The sequence below is a fragment of the Bradyrhizobium septentrionale genome (assembly GCF_011516645.4).
Classification (GTDB): Bacteria; Pseudomonadota; Alphaproteobacteria; order Rhizobiales; family Xanthobacteraceae; genus Bradyrhizobium; species Bradyrhizobium septentrionale.
In genome coordinates, this window is the sequence record NZ_CP088285.1 from 684,577 (window position 1) to 704,277 (window position 19,701).

A 19,701-nucleotide genomic window follows, 5' to 3' on the forward strand; every position below is an offset into this window, starting at 1 on the left:
CCTGCATCGCCAGATAGCGGAAAACGATGCGCATCAGCCATCGACCGAGACGATCTCATCATTCGGCCCGGTCACGATCTCCTCGACCTCTGTCGGAATCCAATCGTTGAGCGCGTGGTCCGCCTGCTCTTGCTCGATCCGGTCGAGCATCTTTTTGCGCGCCTTCATCAGCGCGCGCTCTTTTGCTTCCTGGAACGCCTTCCGCGCGTTGAGGCCGGCCAGGTCGCCCGTGATGACGAAACGGGCCTCCTCACTGGTCGAGATCCCATTGCGCGCGGCGTCGAGCTTGCGCTCATAATCAGCCCCGTCGAACACCTTGCCCATTAGCCGCGGACCTGCAGCTCGAATGCGATGATCTGCCCCCGGATTCGCCTGGTCGCGTCGTCGACGCCCATGATGTTGACCTCGGCGCCGGCGATCGCGGCCGACGCCGGCGCGCATTTCCTCCTGGTGACGATCGAGCGCGGCCTCGAATTCGGCCGGCGGCATCGCGGCCAGGCGCGGCGCCTTCGATGACAGTTTGCGGTCGATCGCGTTTATCTGCGCCACGCTCGGGGACCGCATCAGGGATCAGCGTTTTGAACGGTAGAGCTGCTGAGCCCGTTCCCTGGCATCAAATCGCGATCCGTCAGCGGCAGCATGGTCGACAAGGCAACCTTGCCGGCCGGCACCGGCGCCGAGGGATCATTCAACAGGATGACGTGCCGGTCGCCCTGGCGGATCTCCCCGACGATCTCCGCCGGCTGATAGCCCTTGACCTTCGCCAGGACAGCCGCCTCTTTCGCGACGGCCCGCGCGCAGCTTCTTTTCCTCGGCCGAGATCTGCTTGTCGAGCTCGGCGACCTCGGCCTCGAGCGCGTCGACCTTGGTCTCGAGCTCGCCGATCTGCGCGGTCTCGGCCTCGGTCGGATTGGCGTTGCCCTGCAGCGCGTTGAGCTGCTCGAGCGCGGTTTTGCCGTCCTTTGCCTTGTTGGCGCGGGCCTGCCGCAGCTGCTTGATGGTTTCGAGCTAGGTCGTCTCGCCGAGATCCGCAGCATTCCTGACGTCGACAATCTGCTCGAGTTCGGAGAGCTGCGATCGTGGCTCAACGCGACCGAGATGCAGCTGCTGCGCGACATCGTCAAAATCGAGAACATGCTGCCGTCACGGCGCCGATGGGCACTTACTTGATAATTTGCATCTCCCGCGCAGCCGCGGAATCAATCGGGCATGCCCTGGCGCCGAAACCCGCATATTTCCTCCGCTACTGGTCCGGCCCCGTCGATCGAAACGCCGGCTTCAAGACGGTGCTGGTCTTCTGCGTCGGCAGCAAGAACGGTTCCTCGCCGTTATGGATATTGCAACGGAAGCCCGGTCATGGACCGCGAGAATCCGTCGAGCATTTTGATCTCCTCCGGGTCTATGTTGCCATCCGCCTCCATCACTTTTGCGCATGCCGATAGCGTGGCGACCATGTGACCTGAATTGCCTCGTGCGAGATGTTCGACTGCGCGATCTATCGATTCTGTGGTCGGCCGAAGCCGGCGAATGTAGAGACGCAAACGATCCTCATCCTTTCCGTTCAACTCAAACTGCGAACGAGCACAGCACGTCCCCATAAAATCAAGTATAACTCCGACCTCATCTGGAATGAGTTCTCCGTCAGCCAAACCAACGGCGGTTAAGAGCAACCCGCCGCTTTCGCGGCACATGGCCCTCAATCGAGTCCACTATTCGGACGACCTTCGTGAGCGGGTAGTGAGAGCTGTCATCAAAGGTGGCCTGTCGCGGCATCAGGCAGCGGCTCAATTTGGGGTGGGCATCAGCACGGCGATCAACTGGGTACAGCGCTTCCACGAGACCGGTAGCGTCAAGCCAGACCAGATCGGGGGCTATCGGCCAAAGAAGATTGCGGGGCCGCACCGCGAATGGCTGATGCAACGGTGCCGAAACGATTTTACCGTGCGCGGGCTGGTGGCCGAACTCGCTGAGCGTGGCCTGAAGGTCGATTACCGCACGATGTGGGAGTTCGTCCACGCCGAGAAGCTCAGTTACAAAAAAAGACGATGATTGCCGCCGAGCAGGATCGTCCCGATGTCACCCGTCGGCGGGCGCAGTGGACCAAGTATCGGGATCGGATCGCCACACATGGATAGCCCCTTTTAAATGGCGTGAGCCGTCGCGTCGGTTGTCATCCCGCCCCCGCGCGATAGAGCCCTGCTTGTCCCTCTGACTTGAAGGATGGAGGGGCATGTGCCTGGTGTCTACCGCGATCCGGTCAGCCGGCTGCCCCCCCTAGAGTAGGTAGGAGCCCGATCCAATGTTGATGCTGTACCGTCAAACGTCGTTAGCCTTTCGGGCTGGACTCCGTGGAGCATCAGGATCTGACGATGTCTATGAGACTGCCAACTTGCGCGCCGAAGTTAAGAAGCGCATTGCCCAGATCGAAAGTATGACGCTAGTCCAGATTCAATGGTTCATGATGGATTGTATGTCCGAGCGGTCTGCTGGCAGGATGAAGGCATGTGAGGGCAATGCTCGCCACGCGCTGAACAAACGGGTCAGCATTCTCGGACGAGACCTTGTCGCGACGCGGGAGAGCTAAGCGCAGTGAGAAGGCCGCGATCCCGAAGCCGGGTCGCCAAGCTTGTACGCCTAAAGAAAGAACTCGCGGCATGAAGTTTGCACACAAACACAGGAGCGGTACCCGCTCGCGTCAAGGACAAGAGGAGCGTGGCATGTTCGAACGATCACACTTTCGGTCTTATTCAACCTCGGCCCGCATTTGTATTGGCCTTGCGGTCTTAAGCGCCGTCCTGCTGGTCGGGATAATAATGCACTACGTCGCGCCGTAAGGCCGCTCCCCAGTATTGGGGTATCCTCGCTTGGTTGATTGGGGATTTGCTGGATGCCGTTCTGCCGCTGGAGACGAATAGGAGTGAGCCATGACTAGCCGCATTGCGTATTCAAGCAGTCGGTGGTTCAGGATGGCAAGAACTTGGAAGAAACAGCCATTGCAAACGTCAGACGCGACAAAAGCGCTTATGAGGTCACTGAGCAGGGCAAGACGGTCAAGGTGATCGTCGAAGAACACGATGGTCGCCAGTACCTCAAGACCGAGAACGATCGTTTTCTTCCCGACAGTCTTCTGAGTCTTCAGGATTGCTCGTGACCGGCGTGTCGTAATGTGACTTGAAGTCGTGGTCACACGGGGGCGGCGGTCCGGACCGTTGGCAAGCCTTGAAGTGAGTCACAGAACCGACATCGGTCGCGCTGTATACGTTTGCCACTGCAATCTTTTGCCGCGCTCATGAAGCCGCGCGCACGACGCCAGCGAAGGCGCTGGGCGTGGCGGACAAAGGCGTGGACATTGCGCAGCTTGTGGACGTTGCTCTCGCTGTGGCGCCTGCGCGGCTCACCGCACCGACACCGCCCCGGATCGGCGCTGGAAGTTCAGGGTAATTGACGGCGGAAAGAGCCAAGGTTGTGTCGGGGCCGGTTGACTCGGAACAGGCGAATCATCCAACATTCCCGATGGTGTGCAGATTCGCGCACCTACGGAAATACCGGGGTCTGGACACCCCGGCTTCCGTGATCCGCAACCAGCTTTCGGGGACTCGCTGCGGAAGTTGTTCACAAGCGGCACGTTGCCGACCACAAGACTCTCCTGTCAAGAGTCCCTGAGGCCTTTTCTAAGAAAGGCCTTCAAATATGAAGACTAATAGTGGCGGAGACTTCGCCGCCGTCATCCCCAGCTGCACCACCCCCAAGCGACGCCGCCGTCCCCGCAGAGAAGCAGTAATCAGCATTGTTCGGCCGACCTGTCGAGATCAGGCTGTCGGCTTTAGGTCTTCCGCCTTGGAAGGCCTACGACCATACGTGAAAGAAATGAAGATAACTGACCTTCGAGAGCTCGAAGAAATGGCAGTGAAGCTAGAAGCCGCTCGCAAGCTTCCGCATGCGGCTCGGTCGTGACGATCTCCTGCGAGACGCTGATTTGGCGGTGTAACTTCCAGAGGAGAAGTTACACCAATGGCATCTCGCGAATTTTCGTGCACAGTTAATCGCCTGCCTCCCAAGCAAATCGTTCAAGGTGAAGAAGTAGATTGGATACGATCAGGACCGCGACAGGATGGCTGCAATTGCCGCACTGGCTCATTCTCGTAGGGGCCGTGCTGGTAGTCGTCGGCCTCATTGGCCTTGTGATCAGCCGCCGACACCAGGCGAAGGGCCAGGACGAACCGGCCACGGAGCCGCGTCTCGAGCCAAACCCCCAGTTGCCAACTCTGCCGGATCTTCTTGGCTCACGGCCACGAAAGCATCGGGAGAAGATCACCAAGCCGTTGTGATCCGAAGACTCGATCTATTTCGAGAGGTAAGCGTGACGCGGCCTTTCGGCAAAAACTGCGGCTTGAGGGGCCGGCCGCCTCGAACGAGGTTAGGTAAGCCCCGATTGCCAGGCTAGCCTTGAAGCGCGGCAAGTCGGTGGACTTTATAGCGTATTGGCAACGGCATCTCGGCGGTTAAGCGCGACCCGAATTTTGCCGGCGTTGAATGGGCGTCAATTTCTCTTTTTCTTTATGTTTGCGAGCAAAAAAACGCTCCGCAATAGCTCTCCCCTCAGCCAAGTGACAATCCCTCCCGGACGGTTGTACTTCCTAATATCCACAATCTTGGCATCGGTCCCTCGGAACGTAATGCCAGTATGGCTTCGTGACCAAAGCTCGGAATTTATCTGATGGTACCACGCAGCAAAATGGCTCGTATAGATCCATATAGCCAGCCGTTCTGCGGCAGAAAGCCCTTGGCTATCAACACCATCGATCAACTTGCTGCGAAAAAGTGACTGCCTTCCTAAGAAATGGCGCGCATCGCATTCGGAACTCCGTCAAGACCTGAACAACAGCAGCGGACTCGGGAATTCACGCTAGCCAAACAACAGGGCCAAAGCTAGTTAAACGAAAGCCATGGACCTCTTCCTCCGCCGTCGCGCCGGATCAGGCTCGCGACCGAGCGAAGCCCGGCGTTTCGGACCTCTGGCTTGAAGGATGGAGGAGCATGCGCCTGGTGCCGACCGCGATCCGGTCGGCCGGCTGCCCCCTAGAGTAGGTAGGAGCCCGATCCAATGTTGATGCAGTAACGTCAGCCGCCGTTAGCCTTTCGGGACGGACTCCCGTGGAGCATCAGGAATCTATCGATGTCTGAAAAGACTACTACTAACTTGCGCGCCGCAGTTAAGAGCGCTGAACAAACGGGTCAGCATTCTCGGACAAGACCTGTCGCGTAAGGCCAACCTGCGGGAAAGAATAGGAGTGATTCATGACTCGCGCTGTGTACGTCTGCTACTACAATCTTTTGCCGCGCTCAATGAAGCCCCGCGCACGACGCCAGCGAAGGCGCCGGGCGTGGCGTGCGCTGCCCACGGAGACGCCCGCGGATCGGCGTCGGAAGTTCGTAGTAATACAGGGCGGCCGAGGCTAGGTTTTCGTCTTGGGTTTAGGCTGAATAGCAGGACCTAATAGCGTCTTATGATAATCGCTAACGTCGGCGCCTCGATCAATGGGATTATCGCCTAAAAAATAGCGGCCCTCTTGGTCGTAAGACTGCCGCCAAATATCTATCTTCCGAGTGCCAAAATTTTGAGTTTTGCCTTCCGACGGTTGGAAAGGCCGCCCCGGCTGGCCCCGAGTGGTTCCAGGAGATCAAGTATGTATGACGGCTACCGTCTGCGCCTCGATCGTGCCGTTGCCCACATTGGATTAATGTCACGGAGTTTGAGTAACCGGCCCGCAATTGCCATGACGTCTCTCGACAGCGTCCGACCCTAGACTAGGCTCATTCTATGATCGCGCCACCTCGCCAGCATCAACTTGCATATGTCACGATAGTCGTCGTCGCCACCATCGTTGGTGTGTGGCTCGTCGCAGACGCAGTGTCATGGGCGATCGGACGCCAAGCGTCTACGATTTGCCAAGCTCCTGTCGCGCGTCCAGCACGCCCGACCGGTCAAAATTAGCCGTAGACCGGCCGCGTTGCCCTGTACCTGCGCGCCGCGCAGCGTTCTGAGCCAGACCGACCATCGAGATTGCCAGGTCCTCTCGACGAAGCCTCCGCCGCGCACCGGGGTGCGCACCGTGATGGATTTCGGCGGTGGCCCCTGAACTGCCCCCGTTTTGACCGGACACCGGCGTTAGCCGGAGGAGCTAGGCCTAGTCCTAGGCATACGCCTATGTCCGAGACGTTTTCGAAGTTTCAAGTCATCATCGGCGTTGCCCGCCGGCATCGGTTCACGACGGAACAGAAGCTCTTGGGTAAGCGGCAAGCTGAGGCCGTTCACGCGGCGTGGTTCCATGGCATAAGCGCCTCGATCTGGCTGCTCGGCCAGCCGTTGGCGATGCGCTGAAGCGTGAGGGTGAGCCAGGCGAACGGATCGACGTTGTTCATCTTCGCTGTCTGCAGCAGTGTCGCGATGGTCGCCCAGGTTCGTCCGCCGCCGTCGCTGCCAGCGAAGAGGCTATTCTTTCTCGTAATTGTTTGTGGCCTGATGGCGCGTTCGACGATGTTGGAGTCGAGCTCAATGCGGCCGTCGGTCAGGAAGCGCTCGAAGATGGCACGGCGCGAGACGGCATAGCGGATTGCCTCGGCCAGTTTTGATTTGCCGGAGATCCGCCGCAAGGTCTGCTGCCAGAGATCAAAGAGATCTGCGACGACCGCCGCGGAGGCTTGCTGACGCGCGGCAACGCGTGCGTGGGGACTTTGACCGCGCACGGTCTTCTCGACCTGCCAGAGCTTTGCCATCCGCTCGACCGTCGTCGTTGCCACTTTCGAGCTTCCTGCAACATGCAGCTCGTAGAACTTGCGTCTGCTGTGTGACCAGCAGCCAGCCAATGTGATGCCATCATTGCCGCGATCGGCGCGCGCCAACTTGTTATAGGCGGCATAGCCATCCACTTGCAGGATGCCCCGATAACCATTGAGATGGCGGACCGCGCATTCGCCGGAGCGGCTGTCTTCGAAGCGATAAGCCACCATCGGGGGACCGCTGCGGCCAAAGGTGCGGTCATCTCTGGCATAGGCCCATAAGTAGGCCGTTTTCGTCGATCCGGAGCCGGGAGCGAGCGTCGGCAGGGTGGTTTCGTCGGCAAAGACCCGTTCGGCCTTCTTGACCTCGCTGAAGATGTAGTCGGCCATGATCTCGAGCTCGAAGCCGAGCTTGCCCATCCATTGCGCCATCAGCTGGCGGTCGAGCTCGACATGATCGCGCGCGTAGATCGCCTCCTGCCGGTAGAGCGGCTGCCATCGGCGTATTTGGCGACCGCGATCTGGGCCAGAAGCGCTTCCGTCGGAATGCCTCCTTCAATGATATGGGCCGGAGCCGGCGCCTGGATTACGCCGTCCGCGTTCTTGAAGGCATACTTGGGACGGCGCGTGACGATCACACGGAACTTCGCTGGCTCCACATCCAGACGCTCCGACACGTCCTCGCCGATCACCACCTTCTGCTTGCCGGCATGCTCAGCAAGGTCTTCCGGCTCAATGACGGTTTCGATCCGTTCCAGATGGGGCGCAAAGCCCTTGCGCCGACGCGGTGCACGCTTGCCATCCGCTTGCTCACGGCCCTTGCTGACCTGGGCCTTGATTGCAGCGATGCCGGTCTCAATTTCCTCGAAGACAAAGGCCTGCTGTTCATCGTCGCCGTTCGCAGAGCCGAGCTTTTCCGATCGTCGGCCGAACCGGGCGCGGTCGAAGGCCTTCAGGATCTGCGTCAGCCGCTCGATACGCGCATCGGCATCGGCGTTGCGCACCCTGAGATCGGCGACTTCGCTCTCCAGAGCATCGGCGCGGGCCGCCCTCTCGGCCAGGGCAAGCACCATGGCTCTCAGCGTCTCTACGTCATTCGGGAGGTTGAGATCGGGCGGCGTCATTGGCCCGACCAAGCACATTTTGCCCCGGTTCTCTTGCCTTTTCAGCTCACTGATTCACTTCGCCGCAGCGCTTTTACCCAACAATCTCCGGCGGCTGGACCGCCACGGTCCGGACCCGCTTCCAGTCCATTCCATCCACCAGTGCCATCAACTGCGCAGGATTCATCTGCACCCGATGATGCCCGATCCGCGGCCAGCAGAACTTCGCCTTTTCGAGACGTTTTAAATAGAGGCACACGCCGGAGCCATCCCACCATACGATCTTTATTCTGTCGGCTCTTTTGGCCCGGAAGACATAAAGCGCACCGTCGAACGGATCTGAGCCCGCATCGCGCACAAGCGCAACCAGGCCATCGATACCCTTGCGGAAGTCGACTGGATGGCTGGCGAGGAACACCTTCACGCCCGAGGGAATCATGCCGAACGCACCGCCCGGATCACTCGATGCAAGTGCGCCTCGTCGACGTCCACGCCGGCACGCACGACGACCTCGCCAATGGCAATCTCAATCACTGTGCCTGCCACAGACGCCACCACGCCCTCGCAACTCGAGTGCCGCGAGCGATAATGCCGCTCGGCCCGAGCATCACGGCGCCAAGCGAACAGCTGCGACGGGTGAATGCCGATCCGGCGGGCGATCGCCGAGACGCTCGCGCCAGGCTCCAGCGCCTCTGTCACAATTTGCGCCTTGAACTCGTCCGACCAGCGTCGGCGAAGCTGCCGCGGCGCTCCCTCAAGACGGTCGGCGACCGCTTCGATCATATGGAAGGTTCTAGTTCCAGAACTAGGCGCAGACATAGAAGCTCACATCGGCTCACAAACTCAGCAGCCGATAGCCGATCGCTTACCACTCCGCCAGACGGGGTTTCTTTGCCGCTTACGCTCTTGGTCGTCAACGAGACGCTGCAACCGGGCATGTCAATCAGCTATGTTGCCCGTCGCCATGGGCTCTCCCCGAGCATGGTCTTCCGATGGAGACGGCTGATGAGCGAAGGGGGCAAGGAAGCGGTGCGCGCGGATGAGGATGTGGTCGCCGCGTCCGAGGTCCGGAGGCTGGAGGAACGGTTCGAGACCTCGAACGCATGCTCGGCCGCAAGACCCTGGAGGTCGAGATCCTCAAGGAGGCTCTTGACCTTGCACGGGTAAAAAACCGACCTTGCTGTCGCGATCGCAGGCGCCGGAGGATACCCCGTGAAGCTGATCGCAGAGACCCTCGGGGTGGCCCGTTCCAACCTGGTGGAGCGAGCGAACGGGAAGCGTCCAAAGCGAGGTCCCCAGATCCGCGCCGGGGATGCCGAGCTCACTCCCGATATCCGGCGCCTGGTGGATAGCCGGCCGAGCTATGGATATCGGCGGATCGCCGCGCTCCTCAAGCGCGAGCGGCGATCCGCCGGCCACGACCCGGTCAACGCCAAGCGCGTCTACCGGCTAATGAAGAAGAGCGGCTTGTTGCTGGCCCGGTGGTGGAGGCCACTCCGACTTCCGGGCCGGCAAGCGTGGGCAAGACAATCTAGCTCGCGCGCGCCATCGTCGAGCTTGGCACGTTGACAACCGAAAGCAGCCGCCGCCCGTGAGCTTTTGCGAACTGCAGCGAGGCGAGTGTATCGGCGGTTTCTCCGGATTGCGATACAAAGACCGCCAGATTGCCGGGATCGAACGGCACCTTGCGATAACCAAATTCGGAGGCGATATCGATTTCGACCAGGAGGCCTGCGTAACGTTCGAACCAATACCGGCAATGAGCCCGGCGTGAAAGGCGGTGCCACAGGCTGTGATGGACACCCTGTTGATGTCGCGGAAATTCAATTCCGCAAGAGCGGGCATTTTGATCATGCTGCTCGCGATATCAATGTACTGTGCGAGCGTCTGGCCAACCACCCTCGACTGTTCGTGAATCTCCTTGAGCATAAAGTGCCGATGCTCGCCTTTGCAGGCGGCGATGGTCGAGGCGGCGATCCTGGCTGGCGGACGTTGAAGGTATTCGCCTTTCATATTGAGAAAGTCGATTCCCTGCCGCGTGAACCACTGCGAGGTCGCCGTAACTGATCATGTCGGTCATCGGCGCAAGAGCAATCGCATCGGATCCGAGGTACATTTCGCCCCGTCCATACCCGACCGCAAGCGGAGATCCCTTGCGCGCCCCAATGATCAGGTTTTCGTAGCCTTGAAACAGAAACGCCAGCGCAAACGCTCCCTCCAGTCACGGCAGCGCGGCGCGTACCGCCTCTACCGGCTTGCAACCCCTCTTCAGCTGCTGGTCTACAAGATGGGCGTCCACCTCGGAGTCTGTTTCGGTGACAAAGCGCGCCCCTGCCCGCTCAAGCTCGTCACGCAACTCGCGATGATTTTCGATGATGCCGTTATGAACGACCGCAACGCCATCAACCGCGTGCGGATGCGCGTTCTCCTCATTTGGACGGCCATGGGTTGCCCAGCGGGTGTGGCCGATGCCTATGCGGCCGGCAAGCGGCTCAGAACTCAGCCTTTTCTCGAGGTTCTTGAGCTTTCCGACTGCGCGCCGCCGCGTCAGGATACCGCGCTCTATCGTGGCGATACCCGCTGAATCGTATCCTCGATATTCAAGTCGTTTCAATGCATCCAGAATCGCGGCGGCGGCCGGTCCTCGCCCCACGAAACCGACGATTCCACACATCTTCCTACTCCGATGTATCTACAATTCGCCGCGAGGCATAAGGATACTTTGCGCTGGAACGCGACAATCGGGCGCCTGTTACCACAAGAGAACTGAGACCGTGATCTTCAGCATCGAAGGCACGGATGCGCTTTCTTCCACGCAACTCGCGGAACCGCTCTCCTGGCCGTCCCTCCTCTCGAATACTGCTGACAGCAACGACGCGAGGGGGGATCTCCTCCTCAGCGCCTCAAGGTCGATAACTCGAAGCACATGGCGGCTATGTCTTTCGATCAAGCCGCTATCGCATAATCTCATCATCGTCCTGCTCAACGTGTCGCAGTTGATGACGAGATAGTTGGCAATGTCAGTGCGCGACATGGGGAGATCGACGGACACTTGGCGCATCCCCTTGCGGAGATTCCGCAGCGCTAAACTCAGAATGAATGAGGCGACGCGCTGCTCGGTCTCGAGACGACCAATCAACAACTGATGAATGCTCGCGCGAGCCAGCTGATTCAAGGATCGGGCGACCAGAAATGCCCAATAATCTTGAGCTGGAATCGACCGGTCGACTGCAGGAGGATCCAGAGAGACCAACGACGCCCGGGTGATTGCTCGCAACGAATATCCGGGCGCGGGAAGGACGCTCGACGCCGATACAACGTCTCCCGCAACCAGGAAATCCAGTACCTGGAGCTTTCCCTTTGCGGGCATCGCATCGATTGCGAGCATGCCTTCCCGCAGGATGAGCACTCTTCCGGCCGGAGGAAGCGGAACGCGTTGTTGCGACCGGAGGTGCAAGCAGTCACCTTTTGCACCGATCACTTTGACAAAACGGGAAACCTCCGTTTCATCCAGCATTGGACTCATCGTTGATTGAAGCGTTGGCGTTGACCAGGAGCCCTCGACAATCGTCATTTGACGGAAAGTCATTTGGAAGACCTCTTGGAAAGTCCCGCGTCGAAGTAAAATATCGAGCGTTCGGAAATAGACAGATCAAATATTGGAGGGCAGCCTTAGCAGCAACGTCCCGGTTATCTACTCGTTAAGAAGGAGTAAGCCGAAAGGGCCCCGGCGAAAGTTAGCAAGCCGCACGATGGGACGATCATCACTGGCAAGGTCAATGAAATGTGGGGAACGGACATGACGCAGACGATCACCATCTCACGGCCAATGTCTTCGTTGCCGTGGAACACTCCAATTCGGAAGTCGTCGGCATTCATGCATCGCGGTCGGCCAATCGCTTCGAGGCCCCGGAGCCGGTGCGTCAGGGGGTGCATCGGGGCTTCGGAGCCATGGCGCCCGGGGGGGCGCGCGGATTGAAGCTGCGTCATGATCATGGCTCCAACTACATATCCGACGATTTCCATGACGAAATCGAATGCCTGGGGATCGAAGCTTCGCCCTCCTTCGTGCGAGAGCCAGAGGCAACGGCGTCGCAGAGCGCTTCATCCGAACCTCACATGGGGAGGTTCAAGTCAAGGGGGGCGTATTAGGGTGACATCCGCAGATCTCCAGTATCTGTTCGGTATCCGAGGCTGAGCCCGATTGCCTGGACGCGGCTCGGTTCCGAGCACGATCAACCTCACATTCGGTCGCCGCGCGAAACGGCTGCACCAATATCCCGCTTGCGGCGGTCGGGGCTCAGGAAGACGAGACCATTCTTGAAGACGGGCTTTTTAGGCCATGTTCGGGTGCGGTTCGTCCACCTGGATCCGCCAGGACTGATCAAGTCCTGGAAGATTTAAGGATTCGGTCAGCGTTTATCGCCAGGTACGTTTCATCACGGCTCCGTCGATGACAACGCTTGCGGTCACATATTTCCAGAGCGCTACCAGCAACTTGCGCGCCAGCGCCACGATTGTCGTCTTCTTAAGACGGCCGCCATTGCGCCTGCCCCGATCTTCAAACCACAGGGCCAGCGCCGAGTGCGGCTGATGGCGCAGCCATAGCCACGCGAGTTGGACGAGCGTTGTTCGCAATCGCGGATTGCCTGCTTTAGACACGCCCTGTTCGCGATCAACCGAACCGCTTTGCCAGGGTGTTGGCGTTAGGCCCGCATAAGAAGCGACTTGGCGTCGATTGCCGAAGTGTCGGAAGAGCCCTTCCGACCAGAGGATGGCGGCGAACTCTGGCCCGATGCCCTTGATATCGAGCAACATCGCCGCCGGCGCCGGCGCTGCGACTTGTTGCGCGGCAAGCAGCACATCCCGCTCAGCTTCCACCGCTGTCAATCGGCGTTCAAATTTGACCCCTCGTATTGCCTCAGGAAGTAATGTTACCCGGGATGAAGGTCTACGAACTGCCCCAGACCGGTCTCGAGCCGCGGCCAGCTCGGTGGAGAGGCTGTGGGCGGGGCGGAGTGCTCATCACACGCAGCGCCGTCCACAGCCTCGGGCCGTATTTCATCCACGGGCATGGATACGATGGCTGTCTCCGCCACCTTCCGCCGGAGGGACCGAAGCAGGCGCTGAACGATCGAATGCTGCTTGTCGCTGAACATCGAGGGATCGATCGTGGCGAGCCTGCCCACGATGGCCAGTGCAGTGAGCTGTGGCTCGACGGCGAGCCAGTTCTCGATGATCGCGAGATGGGGATCGAGCTTCGAGGGCATGCGAATACGCGTTTTGTATCGCTGTTTCGGCCGGCGGTGCGTGGCCCGCACTTCGGCGGTTTTTGCCGCCGTGCCGAGCGATCGGGCAAACGAGAGCGGATCAGCCGGCGATACGGTGGGAACCTTCGCAAGACCGCGCTTGCCGATCCGTTCGCCGAGCTCTTCCTGCGCCGTGCGGATCGTGGCAAGCAATTGTATGGGATCGAGAGTCCGATACGTGTGGCGCAGACGGCGCTTGACCGCTGATGGGAGTTTCGGGTGCCCCAGTGCACGTTCGTATGGTGTGGCAGGCGGATGATAGCGTTTGATGATCTTGGCACCCTCGCGGCGCTTCTCTTTGAGCTTGAATGACGGCTGGAAGAAGTTCACCAGCAGGCGCGCCGCCGCGTAGAGACGTGCCATCACGCGGGCCGTCTCGACCCCGTCGAAGCGCCCGTATCCGACGAGCCGCCGGACCACCGCACCGTTCTTCTGCTCCACGAAAGCCTGATCGTTCTTTTTGTAGGCACGTGACCGCGTTACCTCGATCTTCTGTGCTCGGCACCATGGAACGACGACGTCGTTCATGAACGCGCTGTCGTTATCGAAGTCGGCGCCACAGATCACCCACGGGAACAGGCCCTGCGCTCGCTTCATCGCTTCCACGACGAGGCTGCCATCGCGTGTCACCAGGGGCAGGCATTCCGTCCATCCTGTTGCGATGTCCACCATGGTCAAAGTCTGGATAAACGAGCCGGCGACGCTGGTCCCACCGTGCGCGACCATGTCGATCTCGCAAAAGCCTGGCGGCGGGTTTGCCCAGTCATTGAAAGTGCGGATCGGCACCTCGCGTCGAATCGCCGAGTAGAATCCGACTCGCCGCCGGCGCCCCCCAGCAGCCGCAATTTTAACGTCGATCAACATCCGATCGATCGTCGCCGCGCTCAGAGTTGTCAGCAGCGCACGCTCTGCGCTCGTTGGCTTCAGCCGGCCATGCCGCTCGAGTGCGGGCAACAGCACTGGGATCATCGATACGAGGCGCTTACCGCAGACGCGATCGGAGGCTTCCCACAGCGCGATCAGCGCGTCGCGCACGCTGGCGTATTTGCGTCGCCGACTTGTCGCTGGTTCGGTTGGGCTCGTTGCCCCTTCGTCCAGTGGTGGCCTGGGCCTGTCCCTTCCGGCAACCGACAGTGCTCGCACCGCGTGCTTGCGGTGCCAACCCGTCGTCGCTGTCAACTCGTCAAGGATCCGTCCCTTCTCAACTCGTCCAGCCGCACGGTAGCGCCTCGCCACCACGGCCAACACCTCGCGCCTTGCGCCCATGCTGATCCCGCTCGCCATTGGCGCCACCGACCTGATTCGGTAACGCCGCCCCAGTCATCAGCGGAATTGTTCGGTAACATTTTCGATGAGGCAATGCGCCCCTCATCGGCGTCCAATTTTGACCCCTTTGCGCGGCGGGCTTTGCTGGTAGCGCTCGTCTCGTCGGAGCTGGCCGGGATAGCGGAGGCGAGACGAGCGCGGGTGGCGTGATCGTCGTCTCGGCTCTTGAACCGCCAGCTATCGTTGCCGGTCTCGACAATGTCGCAGTGATGGGTCAACCGGTCGAGCAGCGCGGTGGTCATTTTGGCGTCGCCGAACACGCTCGGCCATTCGCCGAAGGCGAGATTGGTGGTCACGATGACAGAGGCGCGCTCATAGAGCCGGCTGACGAGGTGGAAGAGAAGCTGGCCACCGGACTGGGCGAAGGGCAAATAGCCGAGTTCATCCAGCACGATGAAGTCCATCCGGGTCAGATGCTCGGCGAGCCGTCCTTGCCGTCCGTTGCGGGTCTCGGTCTCGAGGCGATTGACGAGGTCGACTACGTTGAAGAAGCGGCCGCGAGCCCCGGATCGGATGCAGCTTCTGGCCATGGCAATGGCCAGGTGGGTCTTGCCTGTGCCGGTGCCGCCAACCAGCACGACGTTGCGTTGTTGGGCGATGAAGCCGCCGCCAGCGAGATCATTGACGAGAGTCTGATTGATCGGCGTGCCGTCGAACTGGAAGTCGGCAATGTCCTTGGCAAGCGGCAGCTTGGCAATGGTGAGCTGGTATTTGATCGACCTGGCTTGCTTCTCGTTGATCTCGGCGTTGAGCAGGTCGCCGACAATGCGCTGAGGTTCGTGCTGGCGTTTGACGGCAGTTGCCATGATCTCGTCGAAGGCAGCCTTCATGCCGTAGAGCTTGAGTTCGCCCATGAGGTCGAAGATTTGGGTTCGTTCCATCAGATGGTCCTCCGGAGGTTGTCGTAGCGGGCACAATCGGCGATCGGCGCATGACGGAGCGTCAGTGCGGCCGGCGTCATGATGTTGGCCGGTGGGGCGGGTTCACGTTGACGGGCCAGGATATTGAGCACGACATCGGCGGAATGGACGCTGTGACTGAGCGCTTCAGCACAGGCTGCTTCCACCGCGGGCAGACCGTCAGTCAGCACCGCGTTGAGGATGTCGACCATCTGCCGATTGCCATCGTCGGTGCTGGCAAGCTTGCGCCGGATCCGCTCGATCGCGGCCGGCAGCACCCAGTCTTTGAAGGGAGCACCGTTGCGCAAGGCGCCGGGTTTGCGGGCGAGCACCGGCACATAATGCCAGGGGTCGTAGACGGTATCGCCGCGGCCAAAGGATCGCGGGTGCTCGGCAACGATGCGTCCATCCTGACGGATCACAATGCGATCGGCATAGGCTTGAACCTCGACCGGTCGTCCGACTGCGCTGGCTGCGACCGAGTATTTGTTATTGTCGAAGCGCACCAGGCAGGTCTTCGAGACCGATGCCGTCACCGCATGGAAGCCGTCGAAGCGGCCGGCATAGGGAACGAGTTTGGGGCGTTCGGCTTCGAACACTTCCCAGATCGTCTGATCGACCAGCTCCGGATGGCGATGAGCCTTGGCGTAGGCGATGCATTTGTCGAGCAGCCAGACGTTTAACTCGTCGAGGTTTTTGAACCGCAGCCGCGGCGTGAAGAAGCGTTCCCTGACCAGCCCGACCTGGTTCTCGACCTGCCCCTTCTCCCAGCCCGACGCTGGCGTGCAGGCGACCGGATCGACCAGATAGTGGCTGCACATCTGCAGGAAGCGGCGATTGTAGAGACGCCCTTTACCGACGAAGATCGTCTCTACGGCGGTCTTCATGTTGTCGTAGATGCCGCGGGTGCAGGTGCCTTTGAACAGGGCGAACGCCCGGTCGTGGGCGTCGAACACCATCTCCTGCGTCTCCCGCGGATAGGCCCGCACGAACAGCATGCGGCTGTGACAGAGCCGGACATGGGCGGCCTTCACCATCACCGTGGTGCCGCTCAGCAAGACCACCTCGTGGCTCCAGTCGAACTGGTAGGCTTCGCCGGGGGCAAAGCTCAGCGGGACATAAGCGGCCGCGGTCGATTGCCCGCGTTCTTTGCTCCACCGCCTGGCGTAACGCCGCACGGCATCGTAACCGCCGTCGTAGCCGCTCCCGCGCAGCTCTTCGAAGATCCGGATCAGCGTCAGCTGTTCACGAGCCGGTTTGGTCGCGTTCGCCGCCAGCAGCCTATCGAGCTCCGATGCCCACCGCCCCAGCTTTGGTCGTGGCTGCACCTGCCGCTCGTACTCGAAGGAGGTCCCTCCGGACCTCAGCACCTTCCGGACCGTGTTCCGCGACACCTTCAGGTCGCGGGCGATCTCCTTGATCGTCTTGCCCTTGATGAAGTGCTCGCGCCGAATCCGCGCAATCGTCTCCACGACCAGCATCCCCGACCACCTGCTTCATTCCAAAGCAGGCAGCGCAACAGACCAACCTACAGGGGGTCAATTTTGGACGCCGATCCCCCGGCTTAGGGGGTCAATATTGCAGGCCGAATGACAGCCACTTCCTTGTTTTGACCGCCTTCCGCGCAGGTCAGCACGATCCGGGCTCTCAGAGCCAGCGCCTGCGCCGTCTTCCGCCGCGTCGTCAGCGCCTTCAGTTCGGTGCGCTCTTCATCACTCAATGTCAGGGAGGCAAGTTGCTGGACCGCCATCAGATCCTCCGTCACTGCTGCTGCCTCCAGCCTTGGCACAGCGACGCGAACCTGCTGCGAATCTGCGATTGCGAACTTGTGACTCGGGACACTAGCCAGGGCGAAGACGCATCCGCCATCATGTTCGGCGAGGGCTTCGTGAAGGATGATGCACCGGGCTCAAATACAATATTTCCAATAGTCTCAAGCTGACTTGAGTGAACTCTCCGAAACCTTATTCCCGACAAACCAGTCGCCTTTGTAGCCCACGGTCTGCATGCTACGTTTAAAGCATATCCCGGTTCGTTAGGTCGGCTCCTATGGGGAGACAGTGAGAGAGCGCCGGGAAGAAGCTCCGAGCCAAGATAAACCGGCTGCGGTGAAGACCTCAGCCATCAACATGCGATCGCTATCATTGCCCCGAGCGGCGACGAGACGCCTCGCAGCATCCGCCGCGACGCTGTGCGCTTTCGCATGATAGGCCAGGAAGGTAATCTCCTTTAGAAACTCTGGCTTAATCGAGCCCACCTTGCGGGCTTGAAGCCAATGAAAGAGTTCACTTGCCCGCCCCGCCCCCGCCGCAGCAAGGGCCCATGCCATTTCTGCTTCTGCAGAGGGCTGCTGGCGCAGCAGTGCGTCCATGACCGCCCAGTTCTCATGTACGAGACCTAAACGGATGTAAGCCCGGGCGACGTCGACGAGGACCGACGGATGGAGAAGCTCCGGTTCATGGGAAAGTTCGGGCGGGCGCCCCTGGGCGAATCGAAACGGCAGCGTCTGACGCAAGGCAGCAACCGCTTTGTGCCCACGGCCGCGCCGCAGCTCGACCTCAACGATCTGCAAATACGTCCGCACGAGTTCACGTCTCACCTCGGCAGTCGGGTGCTGGGCCTTAACCCGTACCAGGATGTCCGCGCAGTCATCCGTACGGCCTAACTGCCGGTATTGGCCAGCCAAAAGCCGCATTAGCCCAATGTCGCGCGGGTGCTCGTCCAGTTGGCCTATCAGCAATCGGATTGAACCGGCGACGTCACCGGAACGAGCTCGGACCTTCGCTAACGCTGCAACAGTCGGCGGTGATCGGTCGCCAGCCTCGAACATTTGCTCAAGCAGATTGAGCGCGACTTGCGTATTGCCGGCCTCCAACTCGAGGAGCGCCAGTTCGCTTCCGCGAGGGACCAAAAGCGCGCTGAGCGAAACTGCCATGAGCACGAGAACAATCAGGAACACCGGAATCGACGGAGCCGCGGGCAGCAAGTCGCCAAGCTTTGGACCGTGATTGAGGCGCGGAAAGAAGGGCTTCATGGAGGAGGTACAATCCGGGTGAGATCTGGCGTGGCAACATAGGGAACAAACCCGTTTGCACGCTCCTCAGTGTAGATCTTCGCAATGTTTTCTTTGTCATTAGGATCCCAGTAGTCGAGCGAGAAGAGCTGCAGATTGGGGTCGCGGCCGCCAGCCGCCCACAACTGCTGGCGCTGCCACTCGTAATCCGACTCTGAGACGAAGCTGTAACGACCCGTTCCGGCATCGAACGTAGTGCGGACTGACTCGCCGAGAACCATGTCAAAATGACCTGCGATCAGCGGGAGTACCGCAAAGCCCCGGTTTATCATGATCAGAATGCCCGGAAAGGCCGTCCGAATTGCGCGGACGAGATCGGCAGCGCCCTCAACCATTCCTCCATAACGGCTCGGGTCCTGCCTCTCAAGGAATTCGGCCGAGTCAAGTGTATCAAGAAACACTCCATCAAAGCCTTTTTGAAGAATTCCGGGAACGAGGTCTTTTACCACGCGCCGGCGCCAGTTTTCATGTCGCAAGTCGATGAACCGTGCGTCTGGCCAGTTTGCGTTCGCTCCGAAAAGCAAGCCCTCAGCAGCGAGCTCGACAAAATAAGGGCGTCCAGAGTGGACCTCACTCAAGCTGAGATAGCCCAAGTAAGTCGCGTCGCGACGGAATCGGTCGAGAGGCGCGAGATTTAAATCGCTGTCGAGCGCCGCAAGGGCAAAGGCGCCAATGGCTGGATCTGTGCTCGCGCCATAATAGACGAGGAAAGGGATTTGGCCTTTCTTCCGTTTTTCGCTCAGCTGGGCTGCTCCCAAGAGAGACGGAGCACACGATATGATGCCTAGCAGGATCCCAAGTTGTCGGCGGCTGATCAAATGTGCCCTCTCCTCACGGGCCATGGGTAATCGCCAGACTTCTCTGCCCCTCCGCAAGAGCGAAGCAATCTCGCCTTTGGCCAGCGAGCGGTTGCGCGGTCGCACCCGTTTGCAGAACTTCATCGACGTATCTCCAAGAGCCGAAGGCGTGACGACAGAATTGACGCAAAGGCGCGGCTCGACTCTTCGGTACAGCGACGAAACAAAATACAGATCATCGCGACTAGCGAATCGGAGTCAGCTTCGGAAGTTGGCACGCGAACAACGTGACATCCGGTGGCCGGCTCGTTTTCGACCACGCCAACCATTGCTCCATACTGCCCGTTTACGGTCATCATGGCATTGGTCGTGGTTGAGGACACAATGCCGCCCCACTGCTCGTGTCGACGGCAA

11 protein-coding genes and 7 pseudogenes are annotated in these 19,701 nt (G+C 60.1%); 5 read left to right on the plus strand and 13 right to left on the minus strand.

Annotated elements, in window-relative coordinates; translation table 11 throughout:
- Positions 1–33: 33 nt before the first annotated feature.
- The gene (locus HAP48_RS05185) at positions 34–324 is read right to left on the minus strand and encodes a hypothetical protein (protein ID WP_029085208.1); all 291 of its coding nucleotides are present in this window, start codon (positions 322–324) and stop codon (positions 34–36) included.
- A gap of 69 nt (positions 325–393) precedes the next feature.
- On the opposite strand from HAP48_RS05185, the gene HAP48_RS49910 reads away from it, so the two are divergent.
- From HAP48_RS49910 to HAP48_RS05200, 4 genes and pseudogenes are all read left to right on the plus strand, one after another.
- A complete protein-coding gene (locus tag HAP48_RS49910; protein WP_256375226.1) occupies positions 394–516 on the plus strand; it encodes a hypothetical protein in 123 nt (40 codons plus the stop codon).
- A gap of 237 nt (positions 517–753) precedes the next feature.
- Positions 754–1,170 carry a hypothetical protein gene (locus tag HAP48_RS05190; protein ID WP_166214512.1) on the plus strand — a complete coding sequence of 139 codons (417 nt, stop codon included), beginning with the start codon at positions 754–756 and terminating at the stop codon, positions 1,168–1,170.
- A 519-nt stretch (positions 1,171–1,689) separates the two neighbouring features.
- Positions 1,690–2,120, plus strand: a pseudogene (locus HAP48_RS05195) (helix-turn-helix domain-containing protein); the annotation flags it as partial.
- A gap of 857 nt (positions 2,121–2,977) precedes the next feature.
- Positions 2,978–3,151, plus strand: a complete 174-nt coding sequence (locus HAP48_RS05200) for a DUF3892 domain-containing protein (RefSeq protein ID WP_175619680.1) — start codon at positions 2,978–2,980, stop codon at positions 3,149–3,151.
- 3,161 nt (positions 3,152–6,312) lie between these two features.
- On the opposite strand, the pseudogene tnpC reads toward HAP48_RS05200, so the two are convergent.
- From tnpC to HAP48_RS49915, 3 genes and pseudogenes are all read right to left on the minus strand, one after another.
- Positions 6,313–7,904: pseudogene (gene tnpC / locus HAP48_RS05205) on the minus strand (IS66 family transposase).
- 73 nt (positions 7,905–7,977) lie between these two features.
- Positions 7,978–8,322 (minus strand): IS66 family insertion sequence element accessory protein TnpB, encoded by a 345-nt coding sequence (tnpB, locus tag HAP48_RS05210; RefSeq protein WP_029085230.1) that lies wholly within the window; start codon positions 8,320–8,322, stop codon positions 7,978–7,980.
- A complete protein-coding gene (locus tag HAP48_RS49915; protein WP_275949198.1) occupies positions 8,319–8,666 on the minus strand; it encodes a transposase in 348 nt (115 codons plus the stop codon). Before HAP48_RS49915 ends, tnpB begins: the two co-directional genes overlap by 4 nt.
- A 126-nt stretch (positions 8,667–8,792) precedes the next feature.
- Here HAP48_RS49915 and HAP48_RS05220 point away from each other — a divergent pair.
- Positions 8,793–9,362: pseudogene (locus HAP48_RS05220) on the plus strand (transposase); the annotation flags it as partial.
- 55 nt (positions 9,363–9,417) lie between these two features.
- Here HAP48_RS05220 and glmS read toward each other — a convergent pair.
- The 9 genes and pseudogenes from glmS to HAP48_RS05270 form a co-directional block, all read right to left on the minus strand.
- Positions 9,418–10,557 (minus strand): annotated as a pseudogene (gene glmS, locus HAP48_RS05225) (glutamine--fructose-6-phosphate transaminase (isomerizing)); the annotation flags it as partial.
- 78 nt (positions 10,558–10,635) lie between these two features.
- A complete protein-coding gene (locus HAP48_RS05230; RefSeq protein ID WP_051346837.1) occupies positions 10,636–11,400 on the minus strand; it encodes a Crp/Fnr family transcriptional regulator in 765 nt (254 codons plus the stop codon).
- Between the two features lie 902 nt (positions 11,401–12,302).
- Positions 12,303–12,707 (minus strand): annotated as a pseudogene (locus HAP48_RS05240) (transposase); the annotation flags it as partial.
- A gap of 110 nt (positions 12,708–12,817) precedes the next feature.
- On the minus strand, positions 12,818–14,227 hold the full coding sequence (locus HAP48_RS05245) for an integrase catalytic domain-containing protein (RefSeq protein ID WP_166209478.1): 1,410 nt from the start codon (positions 14,225–14,227) through the stop codon (positions 12,818–12,820).
- A 449-nt stretch (positions 14,228–14,676) separates the two neighbouring features.
- A pseudogene (istB, locus tag HAP48_RS05250) lies at positions 14,677–15,399 on the minus strand (IS21-like element helper ATPase IstB); the annotation flags it as partial.
- An 8-nt stretch (positions 15,400–15,407) separates the two neighbouring features.
- Positions 15,408–16,898, minus strand: a pseudogene (gene istA, locus HAP48_RS05255) (IS21 family transposase); the annotation flags it as partial.
- A gap of 83 nt (positions 16,899–16,981) precedes the next feature.
- On the minus strand, positions 16,982–17,167 hold the full coding sequence (locus HAP48_RS05260; protein ID WP_210292793.1) for a hypothetical protein: 186 nt from the start codon (positions 17,165–17,167) through the stop codon (positions 16,982–16,984).
- Between the two features lie 297 nt (positions 17,168–17,464).
- Positions 17,465–18,451: a tetratricopeptide repeat protein gene (locus HAP48_RS05265; protein WP_029084575.1), complete on the minus strand. Its 987-nt coding sequence runs from the start codon at positions 18,449–18,451 to the stop codon at positions 17,465–17,467.
- Positions 18,448–19,431: a glycoside hydrolase family 191 protein gene (locus tag HAP48_RS05270; protein WP_166214509.1), complete on the minus strand. Its 984-nt coding sequence runs from the start codon at positions 19,429–19,431 to the stop codon at positions 18,448–18,450. Before HAP48_RS05270 ends, HAP48_RS05265 begins: the two co-directional genes overlap by 4 nt.
- Between the last annotated feature and the right edge of the window lie 270 nt (positions 19,432–19,701).

Bases quoted from the DNA above. Each gene is read 5' to 3' on its own strand.
- HAP48_RS05185 (WP_029085208.1), bottom strand. From the start codon at position 324: ATGGGCAAGGTGTTCGACGGGGCTGATTATGAGCGCAAGCTCGACGCC.
- HAP48_RS49910 (WP_256375226.1), top strand. From the start codon at position 394: ATGATGTTGACCTCGGCGCCGGCGATCGCGGCCGACGCCGGCGCGCAT.
- tnpB (WP_029085230.1), bottom strand. From the start codon at position 8,322: ATGATTCCCTCGGGCGTGAAGGTGTTCCTCGCCAGCCATCCAGTCGAC.
- HAP48_RS49915 (WP_275949198.1), bottom strand. From the start codon at position 8,666: ATGATCGAAGCGGTCGCCGACCGTCTTGAGGGAGCGCCGCGGCAGCTT.
- HAP48_RS05230 (WP_051346837.1), bottom strand. From the start codon at position 11,400: ATGCTGGATGAAACGGAGGTTTCCCGTTTTGTCAAAGTGATCGGTGCA.
- HAP48_RS05260 (WP_210292793.1), bottom strand. From the start codon at position 17,167: ATGGCGGTCCAGCAACTTGCCTCCCTGACATTGAGTGATGAAGAGCGC.
- HAP48_RS05265 (WP_029084575.1), bottom strand. From the start codon at position 18,451: ATGAAGCCCTTCTTTCCGCGCCTCAATCACGGTCCAAAGCTTGGCGAC.
- HAP48_RS05270 (WP_166214509.1), bottom strand. From the start codon at position 19,431: ATGAAGTTCTGCAAACGGGTGCGACCGCGCAACCGCTCGCTGGCCAAA.